The organism is Limnoglobus roseus (assembly GCF_008254045.1).
GTDB classification, from domain to species: domain Bacteria; phylum Planctomycetota; class Planctomycetia; order Gemmatales; family Gemmataceae; genus Limnoglobus; species Limnoglobus roseus.
In genome coordinates, this window is the sequence record NZ_CP042425.1 from 5,045,413 (window position 1) to 5,060,959 (window position 15,547).

The following is a 15,547-nucleotide window of genomic DNA, read 5'->3' on the forward strand; positions in this document are numbered from 1 at the left end:
CCCCATCCCCGGCGGAGGTTTACCGTGCCCGAATCGCCATCTCCCGCGGTCATCAACTTCTACTCAACGCAGGACGAGTACGGCTGCTTCTCGAACTTCTCGGCCCACCCGATCTTCTTGAAGGGCAAGCGGTGGCGGACGACCGAACATTACTTTCAGGCCCAGAAGTTTGCCGGCGAGCCGGACGAGGAAGAGGTTCGGATGGCCAAGTCGCCAATGATCGCGGCCCGCATGGGGCGGGACCGCAAGCGGCCGTTCCGTCGCGACTGGGAGGCCGTCAAGGAACGGGTCATGCTCGACGCCCTTCGGGGGAAGTTCACCCAACACGAAGACTTGCGGGCCATCCTGTGCGGCACCGGCAACGCGAAGTTGGTCGAACACACGGTCAACGACGATTACTGGGGTGACGGCGGCGACGGCTCCGGCAAGAATCGCCTCGGCCAACTCCTGATGCAGTTGCGGAAGGAACTGCTCGCCGAAACGAACGCCGCGGCCCATTCCTGACCGCCTACCCCACGACCACGACCGGCAGGGTCAACTGGCTTTCGCCGTCGGCGGCCGGGAAGACGGTTTCGCCCAGCATGTTCAAGACACTTCGTCGGTACGTCTCCACGCGGGGCACGTCGGGCGTCAGGGCCAACAGGCGGTCGCACAGCGGTTGCACCAGCGTCACCCGGCCGTCGGGGCCGATCGTGAGCCGCACCGTCATGAAGCCGTTGACATAGGCTACGCTCTCGTGGGTGAGTGCGGCGACTTTCTCCATCGTCTGGCGGAGGACCGGCATCGCGGCTTCGGCCGTGAGCGGGCCGCCGAGGGCCAGCGATTCGGCCTTCAGGTGGCCGTGGATCACGACGCGGCCGTGCAGCGGGTTCATCGTGCCCTGGATCGTTTGCACGCCGTGGATGACGCGGTCGTCGAACAGCACGAGTTGGTTGAACTTCGACGGCACGAGGTCGTAGAAGTTCGTGCCCGCCCCGGATTGTTTCATCCGCTCGGTTTGCCAGTAGTTCGCGGGGTGGAAGAGGATCGTCTCGCCGCCGAGAAAGGGGCGGTCGTCCCAGCGGGTGATCGAGTAGACGAAGCCCATCTGCCCGGCGGCGGCGTCGTTGTGCAGCGTTTGACCGCACCCGTTCACGTACAGGCTCATCCACGGGATGAGGTTCGTCGTCAGACCGAGCGCCCCCATCGCCCAGCCGTTGAGTCGCTGCATGAATCGTTCGACGAGCGCCTGCGGCATGAGCTTCGTCGGGTTCGTCCGCATATATGTGTACGCTCCCGGCACGTACCAGTAGTTCCAGATCTGGTGGTTCGGGGTGTGCTTGTGCGGGGTGTTGAAGTGTTCCTCGAAGGCCGATCGCATCTCCTCGGCCCCGTCGAAGAAGTTTTCCGCGATCACGTAGTGATGGTTCATGAGTCCCTCGGGCCGTGGGTGCGTGACAGATCTCATCCTAAAACTTTTCACGACGGCGAGGAGTTCAGCAGTCGCTCGGGGATCAATTGTTTCTCGATCTCTGGCGGCGGCACGAACGCTTGTGCGAGACTCGCGATCGCCTCGCCGAGTTGCGGGATCAGGTCGGCCCGGATGTTCCCCAATCGCTTCTCGTGGGCCAGCACGATCGTCGGGATGCGCTCGACTGGCAGCTTCATCAGCCGGCAGCACGTTGCGTCCACCGCCACCAGGTCGATGCCCATGACGAGTGCCCCGAACGGCTTCGCGGTGCCGTTCAGCGGACCGTCGCCCTCCATGCCGATAATGCCGTCGACGATGGCCAGGTGCGGCGTGTTCGTGCAGGCGATGTCCACGATGCTGTTCGGGATGCCGCGCCAGTGGAGTTCGTTCTTCGGCCAGCCGTAACAGATGCCGGGGAGGGTGCCGAAGAGGTTCTTCAACGACAGCGTCGCTCCCGCCCAGTGGTGCGTCTTCAACTTGGGAAGCGATACGAACACGTCCGCCTCGGCGACGGTGCGGGAAATGTACAGGTGTTCCAGCCCGGTCGTCCGGCCGAGGTTGAGCATCTTCCGCGGCTCGTCATGGTTGACGTCCACGAACCGGACGCCGTGTTTGCGGAGGACGTCGCCGAGGCCGCTCTCGTTGACGAGGAATTGCACGTTCCGCCAGTGCCCCGGCCCTTCCGCGACGATGATCTCGGCGGCCCCCTCGTCCTTGAAGAGTTGAATGACGGCGTCGACGAACCGCGGGTCGGTGTTGATGACCTTGCCGCGGTGGTACTCGACGAGGTTCGGCTTCAGCACCACCCGCTTGCCGGCCGCCGGAACGTGTTCGCGGAAGTGGCCGAACTGCGTCTTCAGCAGGGCCCGCATCGCCGCTTCGTCGTATTCCCCGCATCTGCCGATGTGGACGGCCGACGTGCGAGGCAGCGGCCGCGTGTTGGAGATCATCTTCGCGTTGATGCCCTGGAAGTACGTCCGTACGCGCTCGCCGAGTGGCATTCGTTCCTTTTTCGAGACGGCCTTGTTCGTCCGATTCACGAACGCCGGTTCGCCCTGCGACGGTTGCGGCGTGTCGGACAGCCGGAAGGGGTTGCGGGCCTCCACGTCGAGCGCGAGCGCCGCGAGCGCCAGCCGGAGCGGTCCCGCGCCGAGCCCGTTGGTGGGTGTCGCTTCCGCTTCCAGCGACTCGCGGATGTGGCGGTCGAGTTGGGGAAGGGCCGTGCGGGTCGCGTCGTCGGTGGCGTGACATGCGAGGGCCAGCTTGATCCACGCGAGGTGTTCCAGGTCCGTCGTCTGTTCGCCGTGGACGCGGAGGTAGCCCTTCGCGGCGTCGATGCGGGGGTGGTCGAAGCCTTGCATCGCGAGCAGCAGCACGGCCGTCGGGCCGGGAATCGGTTCGGTCGATTTGCCGAGGACACTGCGGTTGCCGTAATTCGCGCCGCCGGTGTCGAAGGCGCGGTCAAGCAGCAATCGCAAGCCCTCGCGCACCCGCGGGTGGTCGCCGCGGCCGATCTTCCGCAGGGCGAGGCACGCCCACGAGGTCGGCTCGACCCAGGAGAACGTGTCTTCGCCCCACGGCCAGCCCATGAGCCGTGAGTCGATGTCGTGCATGTCCGCGACTTCGGGGTCGGTCTTGATCGTCCGGGCTTCGACGGCGAACAAGCCTTCCGCGAGGTTCGCAAGATCGTTGCCGGTCGCGAGGCCGTTCGCCCAGGTGAACAGCGTGAGGGCCGTCGGCCAAACCGCCTGCGGGCGGCCGCGCTGGAGGCGGACCGTCTGGCCCTTGCCCGTGGCGACGAACTGCGACGCGACGAACCGCCGGGCGGCCTCCCACGCCGCCGGCTTCTGCGCCGCTTCCGGCGCGAGGGCTAGTAGAGCCAGACAGGTCGGTTCGAGGTGCGGCGGTTGGCCCGCGTGGTAACCCCACCCGCCGTCCGTCGTGGCCAGTTCCCAGAGTCGTTGCCGTGCGTCGATCATGCCGTTCCCCCTTACGAGACTCGTTCAATGTAGGTCACGACCGGCCCGCACGCGAAGGCCTCCGGCAGCGGTTGGCGAAACCTGTACACTTTCAGCAGGAGGGCGTTCCGTGCGTGTGGCTCATTTCGATTGTTTCAGCGGCGTCAGCGGCGACATGGTCCTCGGAGCGGTCATCGACGCGGGCGTCGATCCGGCCGCGATTCGAACAGTGTTGGAATCTCTCGGCCTGCCGATTCAACTCGAAGTCGAGAAAGTGAAGCGGTGCGGCTTCGCGGCGACGAAGGTGACAATCCACGCCGAGGACCAGGAAGATTACCGCTTCCTGCCGGACATCGAGGCCATTCTGGCGAAGGCGGCCCTCACGCCGAAACAGCGGGAACTGGCGACGACGATCTTCCGCAAGGTGGCCGTGGCGGAATCGGTCGCCCACGGGATGCCCTTGGAGCGGGTCCACTTCCACGAGGTCGGGGCCCTCGACAGCATCGCGGACATTGTCGGGGCGGCCGTCGGACTGGACTTGCTCGGCGTCGAGCGGTTCACGGCCTCGCCGGTGGCGGTCGGCAGCGGCACGGTGAAGTGCGCGCACGGCATCATGCCTGTCCCGACGCCGGGCACGGCCGAACTGCTGAAAGGCGTGCCCATCGCGAAGTGCCCCGTGAAGGGCGAACTCGCAACGCCAACGGGTGTGGCGATTCTGACCAGCGTCGTCGCGGAGTTCGTCGAGACGCCGGAGATGGTCATCGAAACGATTGGGCACGGGGCCGGGACGAAAGACCCGATCGAGCAACCGAACGTGTTGCGATTGATAGTGGGGAAAGCCCAGGGACGGCCGTCCCTGGGCTTTCTGGCGGATACGGTCACCATTCTCGAAACGAACTTGGACGACTGCCCGGGAGAGGTTATCGGGTACGCGATGGAACGCCTGTTCACGGCCGGGGCACTCGACGTGTTCACGCAACCGATCCAGATGAAGAAGAACCGCCCCGGCGTACTGTTGACCGTCATATGTGAACCGAGCCGTGTGCCGGACCTGGAAGCAATTCTCTTCCGCGAGACGGCCACGTTCGGTGTTCGCCGCACGACAGCGGCCCGGTCGAAGTTGTCGCGAGAAGCGGTGACGGTCGAAACGCCGTGGGGGCCGATGAAGGCGAAGCGGGGGCACGCCGCGGGCGTCGCCGTGCTGACGCCGGAGTACGAGGACGCGGCCCGAGTTGCGCGAGAACAGGGCGTGCCCCTGCGGGACGTGTACGAGGCGGTGCGCTCCGCCCCTTGAACTTTTTCGACAAATTCGTGTCTAGTCAGGTGTTGATTCTCTCACCCCGCGTACTGGAATCGTCATGCCGTCGTCGAGCGAAATTCGCCAGCAGTTTCTCGATTTCTTCTGCCAGAAGCACGGGCACACGTTCGTCGCCTCGTCGCCGGTGGTGCCGCTCGACGACCCGACGCTGTTGTTCGCCAACGCCGGGATGAACCAGTTTAAGCCGTACTTCCTCGGCACTCAGAAGCCGCCGCAGACGCGGGTGGCCAACACGCAGAAGTGTATCAGGGCCGGTGGCAAGCACAACGACCTCGACGACGTGGGACTGGACACCTACCACCACACGTTCTTCGAGATGCTCGGCAACTGGAGCTTCGGCGACTACTTTAAGAAGGACGCCATCACTTGGGCGTGGGAACTGCTCACCGAAGTGTGGCAGATCGACAAGACGCGGCTGCACGTCACCGTCTTCGAGGGCGACGAGGCCGCCGGCATCCCGCGAGACGACGAGGCGGCCGACATCTGGAAGGCGGTCGGCGTACTGCCGGGGCACATCCACCTCGGCAACAAGAAGGACAACTTCTGGGAGATGGGCGATACCGGGCCGTGCGGGCCGTGTACCGAAATCCACTACGACCGCACGGCAGACAAGAGCGGGGCGAAACTCGTCAACGGCGGCTCGGACCAGGTCATCGAGATCTGGAACAACGTCTTCATCCAGTTCAACCGCAACGCGGACAAGAGCCTCACGCCCCTGCCGGCGAAGCACGTCGATACCGGCATGGGCTTCGAGCGCATCTGTGCCGTCCTGAACGGCAAAACGAGTAACTACGACACTGACGTGTTCACGCCGATCTTCGAGGCAATCCAGAAGGCGACCGACGCCGAGCCGTACACGGCGAAGATGGACGACCTGAAGGATATCGCGTACCGCGTGATTGCCGACCACATCCGCACGCTGACGTTCGCGCTGACCGACGGTGCTGTCATTGGCAACCTCGGCCGCGACTACGTGCTGAAGCGCATCCTCCGCCGGGCCGAACGGTACGGCCGGCAGTGCCTCGGTACCGACGGACCGTTCCTGCACAAACTTGTGCCGACGGTCGTCGAACAACTCGGAACGGCGTTCCCGGAGTTGAAGCGGAACCCGGAGAAGGTTCGCGAACAGATCCGCGACGAGGAAGTCGCGTTCCTGCGGAACCTCGACCGCGGCATCAAGCTGTTCATGAAGATCGCCGACAAGACGAAGGTCGCGACGGGCACGGTCGTCAGCGGCACCGACGCTTTCGAGTTGTACGATACCTACGGCATCTACATCGACATCACGCAGCAGATGGCGAAGGAGCAGGGTCTGACCGTCGACGTGACCGGGTACGAGAAGGCGATGGAAGAAGCGAAGGAACGCGCCCGTAAGGGGGGCAAAAAGTTCGTCGTCGCAGCCGTGAAGGGCGAATTGCCGAAGACCGACGACGCGGCGAAGTTCGCCCCCGAGACGATCGAGGCGAAGGTCGTCGGCTGGGTCGTCGATAACACGATGGTCACGACCGGTAAGGTGACGGCCGGCGAGAAGGTCGGCCTCGTTCTCGATCGCACGAACTTCTACGGCGAGCAGGGCGGGCAGGTCGGCGACACTGGCACCATTGACGACCTGCGGACACAGGGCGTCGAGTTCCAGGTCGAGGACACGCAACGGCTCGGCGACACGGTCCTGCACTTCGGCACGCTGCTCGACGGCGAGATCGCGGTCGGCGACACGATGACGCTCGCGCCGTCGCCGCTCCGCCGCATTGACGTGATGCGGAACCACACGGCCACACACTTGATGAACCTCGGCCTGCGTACGGTTCTCGGCGGGCACGTCGAGCAGAAGGGCTCACTCGTGGACGAGGCGAAGACGCGGTTCGACTTCAGCCACGACAAGCCGCTGACCGGCGACGAAGTCCGGCAGATCGAGGCGTACGTTAACCAGCGAGTGAGCCGTGATTTGCCTGTAACGGCAGTGACGCTGCCGTTGGAACAAGCGAAGAAGGTGGACGGCGTGCGAGCGGTCTTCGGCGAGAAGTACCCCGACCCGGTGCGGGTGGTCATGGTCGGCCCGGAGACGCCGGAGAAGGCGAACCACGACGACTCGGTTGAGTTCTGCGGCGGCACGCACATGCTGAGCACCGGCGGCATCGGCTACTTCAAGATCACGGCCCAGGAGCCGGTCGCGAAGGGCGTTCGCCGCGTGACGGCTGTTACCGGCCGCGTGGCCGCCGAGACGATGACGCAACTGGCCGCGACCGTGGGTACGCTCACGGATCGCTTCCAGTGCAAGCCCGAAGAACTTCCGACGCGGGTCGGGGCGCTCGACCAGGAAATCCAGCGGTTGAACGAGCAACTCAAGCGGGCCGTGGCGATGACGGTGGACGGTTTGCTCGAATCGGCTCCCACGATCAACGGCACGAAGGTCGTCGTCGGCCAACTGCCGCCGGCCGGCGTGGACGTGGTCCGACAGCAACTCGACCGCGTGAAGCAGAAGGCGAAGTCGGCGTTCATCGTCTTCGGCTGGGACGAGGGCGATAAGGTGCCGCTGGTGGTGGCGTTGACACCGGACCTGGCGAAGAAAGCGAAGGCCGGCGAGGTCATCAAGCCGTTGGCCGCGATCATCGGCGGCAAGGGGGGCGGCAAGCCCGATTTCGCGCAGGCCGGCGGGACGGACGCGGGCAAGTTGCCGGAAGCGCTGGCGAAGGCGAAGGAGATGGCGACGCAGGTGTTGGAGTGAGGCCGTCAAAGCCCACCCGTCGCGGCGGGTGGGCTTTCGCCCGTTTCATCTCAACAACCCGCGGTTGCGGAGGTAGTTCAGCACGAGCTTCTCGAACGGCACCTGGTTGCTCGTGAACAGGTAGGCCATGCCCCGGCGATTGCAAAAGCTCGACAGGCCACCACGGAACGCGGCGAGCGTTTCCTGGTAGCGCTTCAACAGTGGTGCGCTGATCGTCACTTCAGCCACATCGCCGTCTTCCGCGTCGGTTAACTTTAGGTCGCCGACGAGACCGGGGTCGATCTCTTCCGCCGCAAGAATTTGCACCGCGTACACGTCGAGGTTGCGGGCCAGCAGGTAGCGGAAACCCTCCTCGTAGCCGCCCTTGTCGAGGAAATCGCTCAGCACGATCACCACGCCGCGGCCGGTCGTGCGGATGCTGAACTTCCGCAAGGCGGCCGAGAAGTCGCCTGCCCCGCCGGTCGGTAGGTCGTCGAGGAACTTGATGAGCCGCCACAGGCTCGGCCGGCCGCGGTATTGCGGCGACATCTGCACGCCCTGGCCGCCAACGGCCGTGATGGCCACACGGTCGAGGTTCACTAGCCCTACGAAGCCGAGGGCGGCGGCGAGTTGCTTTGCGTACCGCAGCTTCGTGGGTTGACCGAAGGTCATCGACTCGCTGGTATCGACGAGCAGGTGGACGTGCAGGTCTTCTTCTTCGAGGAACAGCCGCAGGAAGAGTTTGTCGAGGCGGCCGTAGAGGTTCCAGTCGAGGAACCGTAGGTCGTCGCCGGGGCTGTACGGCCGGAAGTCGGCGAACTCCGACCCGCGGCCCTTGCGGCGGCTCAGGCGGTCCCCCTTCATCCGGCCGGCGCGGATTTTTTTCGACACCAATTCGAGGGTTTCCAGGCGGCGCAGGAACTCCGGCGAGAGCAACGGGGCGTCGGTGACGGCGGGCGCGGATTCTGGCATGGTGAAAGGATAACGATTGCCGGCCGCCGGCCGACCGGAAAAATCGTCCAAGTGATACGATCTGCCCGCGAGGTGGGACCGTAATCAGCGTATCATGGCTCACCAACCCACCCGCCCGGCACGGCAACTTTCACAAATTATCCGACCGGAATCGTGTAAACTGGAAAAACGTCCGGCGGTCGAAGTTCGTCTCAAGTCTGAGGAGAATTCTCGACACACCGACGGAATTTGCACGGAACCGGCCGCACGAGACGCCCGATGAAGGTCTTGCGAGAATTGCGTTGCTGGCTCGGCCGCCCCGGTCCTGCGCGGAAATCAACCCCCGCCCGCTTGCGGATCGAATCGCTCGAAGACCGCCTCACGCCTGACGCGAACCCGGCGACCAATACCGAATTGCTCGCGGTGACGCGGTCGAATCAGCCACTCCGTGACCTCCAGAACGTCGTCGCGGCTTTCGACCTGTCCGCGTCCATCGACCTGTCGCGATCAACCGTCGTCCTGTCATCCGGCACGACGAGCTTACTCGAAGTCGGCCTAACGTCGATTGCGAGCAGCACGTTCATCCAACAGAAGCTCCTCGGCACCGGCCTCTACACCAGCGTCGCCCCGAACTTCATCTACTCCAGCAGCGTCGGCGACCTCCGCGAGCGCGTGCCGAACGACCCGCTGGTCGGCCAGCAGTACTACCAGACGATCATTCAAGCTCCGACGGCTTGGGACACGACCGTCGGCACGCCGGGCGTGGTTGTGGCCATCCTCGACGACGGCGTAAGCATCACCCACCCAGACCTGCGGAACAACGTCTGGACAAACACCGCCGAGATCCCCGGCGACGGCGTCGATAACGACGGCAACGGCTTCACCGACGACGTGAACGGCTGGAACTTCGTCGGGAACAACAACAACGTCAACCCGACCGACCCCATCGCCGACGCCCACGGGACCGAAGTGGCCGGGGTGTTGGCGGCCCAGATTGACAACGCGGCCGGCATCGCCGGGGTAGCCGGCGGCATCCGGTTCATGCCGCTGAAAGTCGTGGACAGCGGCGGCGGCACCACGTCGCTGACCCTCGCGCGGGCGATCAGCTACGCCGTTCAGAACGGCGCGAAGATCATTAACACCAGCATAAACGTCGATCCGTTCGCGGACGACCCGACTTACACCGCGGCGATGGATCTCGCCTACGACCGCGGCTTGTTGCTCGTGAACTCGGCCGGCAACACGAACGTCAGTAACCCGCCCCGCGTGCGGATCGAGGACGCACTTTTCGTCGCGGCCAGCGACCGCAACGACGTGAAGACCGCGTACAGCAACTACGGCAGCGGCATCGACATCACGGCCCCCGGCGGCACGGCCGACGACGGCCTTTTAACGACGATCCCCGTGAGCGGGTACGCCGCCACGTCCGGTACGAGCATGGCGACGCCGCTGGTCGCCGGCGTCGCCGCCCTGGTTTGGAGCGCGTTCCCGACGTACACCCGCGATCAGGTGGCGGCCGCGGTGTTGGCGAATGCGGATAGTCTGCTCGCCAAGAATCCGGATTTCGAAGACCAACTCGGGTCCGGCCGCCTGAACGCCGCGAAGGCGGTCTCCGGGAACAAGATCGTCACCAAGCTCGGCAAGCTGACCGGCCTGCCGGCGGAAGGTGCGGACTCGCCCCCGTCGATCACGTCGTTCAACCTGCGGTTGCAAAGTCCACTCGACCCGGCGACCGTCAACACGAGCAACTTCGAACTCCGCTGGGCCGGCCCGGACAACCGCTTCGGCACCGCGGACGACAAACTCTTGCCGCTCGAAATCAACGGCGGCCGCGACTACAAGATCGGCACCAACGACCTGTCGTTTGCCGTCAACCAGTCCCTTGACCGCGGTCTGTACCGTTTCACCGCGAAGTCTGGTGGGTTGCGTGACCCGTTCGGTTCGCCCGTGGACGGCGACGGCAACGGGACGGCCGGCGGCAACCTCGTCCGCAACTTCGGCGTCGCCTATCAGGTCAGTGGCATCATTTACGACGACGTTGAGGAAGACGGAGAGTACGACCCGACCGAACCGCCAATTTCCAGCGTTCAGGTCTTCGCCGACGTGAACGGGAACGGCCGACTCGAGAGTCAGACGTACGGCCAGGAAGTGGGTTTGCCGATCCCCGACGCCGGCCCGTCGGCGGTCGCCACCATCGTTGTGGCGGGCCAACCCAAAGTCGGCGGGGGTGTGAGCGTTGACATCGAGTTGGTACACCCCAACACGGCCGACCTGACGATCGTGCTGGTCGCGCCCGACGGGACGCGGGTAAAGTTACTCGACCACCGGGCCTTGGGGAATTTCGCGTCCGGTTCGACGTTCGACCTCCATTTCGAGGACGGCACCCCGGAGAGCGTCTCCAGCAGCGACCGCGTCACGTCGTACCGACTGGCCCCGGTGGAACCGTTCACGAACCTCTTCGGGCACGTTGGGAACGGGAACTGGCAGGTCGAAGTCACGGACGCCGTTGCCGGGTCCGTTGGCACCCTTACCTCGGTGATGCTTACGTTCCCGTCGGAACCGACGGCGGTCACCGACGCCAACGGGTTCTTCGCGTTCAACGGCCTGCCGCCCGGCCAGTACCCCGTCACCGTGATCCCACCGGCCGGCTACCGCTTCGCGGCGGGCAGCGGTTCCCCCGTGGTGATCGACACGACGAACCCGAACGCCCCGCCGGTGACGGTCGGCCTGGTGCAGACCGCCGGGATCGTCGGCCGTGTGCTACTTGACACGAACAAGCCGGTCGGGCTGGCGACGGTGTTCGTGGACGCGAACCGCGACGGCGTTTTGAACCCCGGCGAACAGTCGACGACGACGAACGCCAACGGCTACTACACTTTACCAGGACTGCCGGCCGGCACCTACCCGGTGACGGTCATGGTGCCGGCCGGCTACCAGATTCCCGTAGGGGGTACGGCTCGACTTTCAGTGGCCCTGACGCCGGACGCCCCCCTCGCGGTCGGGTCGAACTTCACCTTGCAGCGAAACACCAGCCCGGCCACGGTGACGATCACCCCGGTGACGCCGGCCGTGCGGAACGACTCGATTCAGTCGATCGACTTTACGCTGAGCGAACAACTGTCCGGATTGAGCGTGGCGAACCTGTCCCTCACCCGCGACGGACAACAACTGTCGCTGGACGGGTCGACGCTCATCAATGTCGGCCTACGGTATTCGCTGCTCGGCCTCGGCGACCTGACGGCCGCGGCGGGCACTTACGCCTTTGGCGTGGCCGCCCCCGCCCCGACTGGTGAACCGGCCCGCCAACCGGCGGGCGTCTCGACGCAGTGGACGGTCGACACCACGGCGCCGGTCTTCAGCCTCGATGGCATTTACGAGAACAACGGCCTCGTCGGCCTGACCGTCTTCGCCAACAAGCCGATCACCGGCCTGGACGTGAGCGATTTCGCCGCCTTCGACATTAACGGTCGGGCGATCAACATTCAGACGTCCACCCTGGACCGGGCGGCCGACGGCCTGTCGGCGGTCTTGCGGTTCCCGAGTGACGTGTCCAAGTTGCCGTACATTCGCGTGCAATTGAAGGGGGCGGACTCGGGCATTCAAGACGCGGCCGGTAACCTGTTCCTCGGCGACGTGGGCCTGGCCTTCTCCCGCCCGATCGGTCAGACCAACGACGACCCGCCCCTCGTTCACCGCACGGTGCTGGGGGCTGACGCCGGCGGGTCGCCGACGATTCGCGTGCTGGACACGGCTACCGGCGTCATCCTGAAGACGTTCGTGGCCTTCGAACCGGGCTTCACTGGCGGCGTCCGGGTGGCGACCGGCGACGTGAACGGCGACGGCGTCGAAGACATCATCGCCGCGGCCGGGCCGGGTGCCGCCCCGTGGGTGCGCATTTTCGACGGCAAGACCTTCGCCGTTCTTTCGGAGTTCATGGCCTTCGAGGACACCTTCACCGGCGGCCTGTTCGTCTCCGCGGGCGACCTGAACGGCGACGGGATCGCGGACCTCGTCCTCTCGCCCGATGTGGGCGGCGGGCCGCGGGTGCGCATCCTGGACGGCTCAACGCTCGGTACGCTGGCCGACTTCTTCGGCATCGCCGACGAGAACTTCCGTGGCGGGGCACGGACGGCCATCGGCGACCTGAACGGCGACGGCTCTCGCGACCTGATCGTCGCGGCCGGGGCGGGCGGCGGTCCGCGCGTCGCGGGTTACGACGGCCGGTCCCTGGTGGGCGGTGCCCCGCAGAAACTGTTCAACGACTTCTTCGCCTTCGACCCGTCGCTCCGCAACGGCGTTTACCTCAGTGCCGGCTTGATGGACGCCGACCGCTTCGCCGACCTCGTGATCGGGGCCGGTCCCGGCGGCGGCCCGCGGGTGCTGATCCTGTCCGGCCAGGCGCTCACGACGACGGGCAATCAGACGGCGGTCGCGGACTTCTTTTCCGGCGACCTGGACAGCCGGGCGGGCGTCCGCGTGGCCGTGAAGCCCAGCCAGACCCTCGGCAGTACGAGCGATTTGTTCACGGCCGACGGCCTCGGGGCGGGCAGTCGCATTCGCCAGTACGCCGGGGCCGACGTGAGCCAAGGGGTGCCGCCAACGCTGTCCGACTTCGGGGCGTTCGACGGCCTGTCCGAGACGTTCAGTGGCGCGTACGTGGGATGAAAAAAGCCCCGCGACACTCGTCGCGGGGCTTTGGCTTCGATTGCATTTCTCTCGCTCAACTCAGCAAGCCGGTCACGACTTCGCCCTTCACCAACTCGCGTGGTTGGTTCAGGTGGTTGTACACGATCGTGTCCGGCTTGATGCCGACGCTGTGGTAGATCGTGGCCAGCAGTTCCGTCGGGTGGACCGGGTGTTCGAGCGGGGCCGATGCGGTCTTGTCGCTCTTGCCGTGAACGTAGCCGCGCTTCATGCCGGCACCGGCGGCGAGGGCCGTGTAGCAGTACGGCCAGTGGTCGCGGCCGTCGTCGTTGTTCGCGTTCCCCGAAGTGCTGACACCCCGCTGTGGGCTGCGGCCGAACTCGCCGACGACCACGACGAGCGTCTCACTCAACAAACCCCGCTGGTCGAGGTCTTCAATCAGGGCCGAGACGCCGGCGTCGAACATCGGGGCGGCTTGATTCTTGAGCCGGTTCGACAGCCCGACGTGCGTATCCCACGAGTGGTTGTCGCTGTTCGCGACCTTCGGCCAGTTCACTTCGACGAACCGCGTGCCGGCCTCCACGAGCCGGCGGGCGAGCAGGCAGCACTGGCCGAACGTGTTCTTCCCGTACTTCTCGCGGAGTTCCGGCTTCTCCTTCGTGATGTCGAAGGCATCGCGGGCACGGCCCGACACAACGAGTCCGAGGGCCTTGCCGTAGTACGAGTCGAGTTCGAACTTGCTGACCGCCTTCTCGATCTCGGGCATTCCCTTCGCGACCGTGTCTCGCAGGCTGGCCCGGCGGTTCATTCGTTCCGGCGTCAGGTCTTCGCGGAGCTTCAGGTCGTCGACCTTGATGCGGTCCATCTTGCCCATGTCGAGGTCGTCGCCGGACGGGTAGAGCAGGTACGGGTCGTAGGCTTTGCCGAGGAAGCCCGCGGTGCCGCCCTTGCCGACGACGTTCGACTCTTGCAACGGCCGGGGCATCATGACGAACGGCAGCATCGGCACTTCGGGCGGCTTAAACTTGATGATGTTCGAGCCGAGCGTCGGGAAGTCCTTCGGGCTGGGCGGCTCCAGTTGGCCGGACGCCGACACCTTGTCGGTCGTGTACCCGGTGTGCATCTGGTAGATGGCGGCCGTGTGGTTGAACAGGCCGTTCGGCGTGTAGCTCATGCTGCGGATGAGCGTCGTCTTGTCGAGAATGTTGCCGATCTTCGGCAGCAGTTCCGTGACGTGCGTGCCGGTGAGCTTCGTCGGGGCGATCTTGAAGACGCTCTTGACCTTGTCCGGCACGTTCTCCTTCGGGTCCCACAGGTCGAGGTGGCTTGGCCCACCTTGCAGGTAGATCAGAATGACGCTCTTCGCCTTGCCGAACCCGCGGCCGCCACTGTCCTTCGACGGGGCGTTCCCCTTCGCTTCGGACGCGAACACGTTTGCCAGCGACAGACCGGCGAGTGACAGGCTGCCGAAGCGAATCAGTTCACGGCGGCTGATGCCGTCGCACGTGTCGCGACTAACTTCACCGGGAATCACGAGCATGGGGAGGGTCTCCGAAGGCGAACGTGCGAAGGCGGTGGGTGGGTATTAAGAAGTGTAATTGACCGACCGTGGTGGAGCAAGCGGAAAGGGCCACGTCTTTGGAACCGAGAGCGGGAGCGACGGGGTGAGGCATTCCACCCCGTCGCTCCCGCTCTCGGTTCCATAAGGCGAAGGCGTCAGTCGCCGTCGTCGAGGGCTTCGCGAAGGGCTTGCACGGCTTGGCGGAGGTCTTCGAGGGCCGGGTTGAGTTCGAGCGCTTGCTTGAATGCCTTCAGGGCTGCCCGCGGCTTATTCATCTTGAGGAAGCACTGGCCCAACCCGGCGGCGGCCCCGAAATGGAACGGGTTCATCCGGAGGACCGACTTGCAGTCGGTCACGCTCCGCGAGAACTCGCCGCGGCGGAACAGCAGGATCGCCCGCTGGTTGTAGGCTTCCGCGAATTCAGGAGCCTCGCGGATCAGGTCGTCGAGGGCCGCAATCGTCTGAGCGAAGTCGTTCAACTGCATCGCCTGTTGCAGGCACCAGCAGTGCTCGGAGTTGTCGCCGCGGTACCAGATTTCCCACAGGGCGTCTTCGGCGAACCGCCGCACGAGCCAGTCGGAATCCCGCAGGGCGGCCGCGATGACGGGGTTCGAGGCGAGCGTGCCGATGAGGCCGAGCGCCAGGACCGAGCCTTGACGAGCGAGCGGGTCGGCGTGGGTGACGAGTCGCTGGAGGGTGCCTTCCGAATAGTTGTTCCGCACGGCGTTTCGAAAGTCGCGGATCGCCTCCTGCACCCCGGCCTGCCAAAGCTCCTGATCGTCGGCGGGCGACGGCTGCGGCAGCTTGAGGTAGAACGTCACGATCAACGGTTCGGGCACGGCTGTTCCCTCACGGAGTCGGTGTTCATCGTCCAACATATTCTACGATCGGATCGGCGCAATCCCGATCGTGAAAAAAGCCGACCCGCATTAACGGATCGGCCCATCTCATAGCTCGTGCG

General features: G+C 65.2%; 9 protein-coding genes. 4 read left to right on the forward strand and 5 right to left on the reverse strand.

Annotated elements, in window-relative coordinates; translation table 11 throughout:
- The first annotated feature begins 24 nt into the window (after positions 1 to 24).
- Complete coding sequence (locus tag PX52LOC_RS21060) at positions 25 to 504, forward strand: NADAR family protein (RefSeq protein ID WP_149111943.1); 480 nt, start codon at positions 25 to 27, stop codon at positions 502 to 504.
- A gap of 4 nt (positions 505 to 508) precedes the next feature.
- Here PX52LOC_RS21060 and PX52LOC_RS21065 read toward each other — a convergent pair whose 3' ends face one another.
- The gene (locus tag PX52LOC_RS21065; RefSeq protein WP_149111944.1) at positions 509 to 1,411 is read right to left on the reverse strand and encodes a hypothetical protein; all 903 of its coding nucleotides are present in this window, start codon (positions 1,409 to 1,411) and stop codon (positions 509 to 511) included.
- 47 nt (positions 1,412 to 1,458) lie between these two features.
- Positions 1,459 to 3,429, reverse strand: a complete 1,971-nt coding sequence (locus PX52LOC_RS21070; RefSeq protein ID WP_149111945.1) for a DUF362 domain-containing protein — start codon at positions 3,427 to 3,429, stop codon at positions 1,459 to 1,461.
- Positions 3,430 to 3,538: 109 nt separating this feature from the next.
- Between PX52LOC_RS21070 and larC the strand changes: the two genes are divergently transcribed.
- A complete protein-coding gene (gene larC, locus PX52LOC_RS21075; protein ID WP_149111946.1) occupies positions 3,539 to 4,702 on the forward strand; it encodes a nickel pincer cofactor biosynthesis protein LarC in 1,164 nt (387 codons plus the stop codon).
- Positions 4,703 to 4,766: 64 nt separating this feature from the next.
- Positions 4,767 to 7,451, forward strand: coding sequence for an alanine--tRNA ligase (gene alaS, locus PX52LOC_RS21080; RefSeq protein ID WP_149111947.1), 2,685 nt, complete (start codon positions 4,767 to 4,769; stop codon positions 7,449 to 7,451).
- A 45-nt stretch (positions 7,452 to 7,496) separates the two neighbouring features.
- On the opposite strand, the gene PX52LOC_RS21085 is transcribed toward alaS, so the two are convergent.
- A complete protein-coding gene (locus PX52LOC_RS21085; protein ID WP_149111948.1) occupies positions 7,497 to 8,402 on the reverse strand; it encodes a DUF58 domain-containing protein in 906 nt (301 codons plus the stop codon).
- A 258-nt stretch (positions 8,403 to 8,660) separates the two neighbouring features.
- Here PX52LOC_RS21085 and PX52LOC_RS21090 point away from each other — a divergent pair, with 258 nt between their 5' ends.
- Positions 8,661 to 13,046: a S8 family serine peptidase gene (locus PX52LOC_RS21090; RefSeq protein ID WP_149111949.1), complete on the forward strand. Its 4,386-nt coding sequence runs from the start codon at positions 8,661 to 8,663 to the stop codon at positions 13,044 to 13,046.
- A gap of 55 nt (positions 13,047 to 13,101) precedes the next feature.
- On the opposite strand, the gene PX52LOC_RS21095 is transcribed toward PX52LOC_RS21090, so the two are convergent.
- Together PX52LOC_RS21095 and PX52LOC_RS21100 are read right to left on the reverse strand one after the other, a co-directional pair.
- Positions 13,102 to 14,565, reverse strand: a complete 1,464-nt coding sequence (locus PX52LOC_RS21095; protein ID WP_149111950.1) for a DUF1501 domain-containing protein — start codon at positions 14,563 to 14,565, stop codon at positions 13,102 to 13,104.
- Between the two features lie 176 nt (positions 14,566 to 14,741).
- The gene (locus tag PX52LOC_RS21100) at positions 14,742 to 15,425 is read right to left on the reverse strand and encodes a HEAT repeat domain-containing protein (protein WP_149111951.1); all 684 of its coding nucleotides are present in this window, start codon (positions 15,423 to 15,425) and stop codon (positions 14,742 to 14,744) included.
- Between the last annotated feature and the right edge of the window lie 122 nt (positions 15,426 to 15,547).

Excerpts from the sequence above, each read along its gene's own strand:
- PX52LOC_RS21090 (WP_149111949.1), top strand. The coding sequence starts at position 8,661 with ATGAAGGTCTTGCGAGAATTGCGTTGCTGGCTCGGCCGCCCCGGTCCT.
- PX52LOC_RS21095 (WP_149111950.1), bottom strand. The coding sequence starts at position 14,565 with ATGCTCGTGATTCCCGGTGAAGTTAGTCGCGACACGTGCGACGGCATC.
- alaS (WP_149111947.1), top strand. The coding sequence starts at position 4,767 with ATGCCGTCGTCGAGCGAAATTCGCCAGCAGTTTCTCGATTTCTTCTGC.
- PX52LOC_RS21065 (WP_149111944.1), bottom strand. The coding sequence starts at position 1,411 with ATGAACCATCACTACGTGATCGCGGAAAACTTCTTCGACGGGGCCGAG.
- PX52LOC_RS21070 (WP_149111945.1), bottom strand. The coding sequence starts at position 3,429 with ATGATCGACGCACGGCAACGACTCTGGGAACTGGCCACGACGGACGGC.
- PX52LOC_RS21085 (WP_149111948.1), bottom strand. The coding sequence starts at position 8,402 with ATGCCAGAATCCGCGCCCGCCGTCACCGACGCCCCGTTGCTCTCGCCG.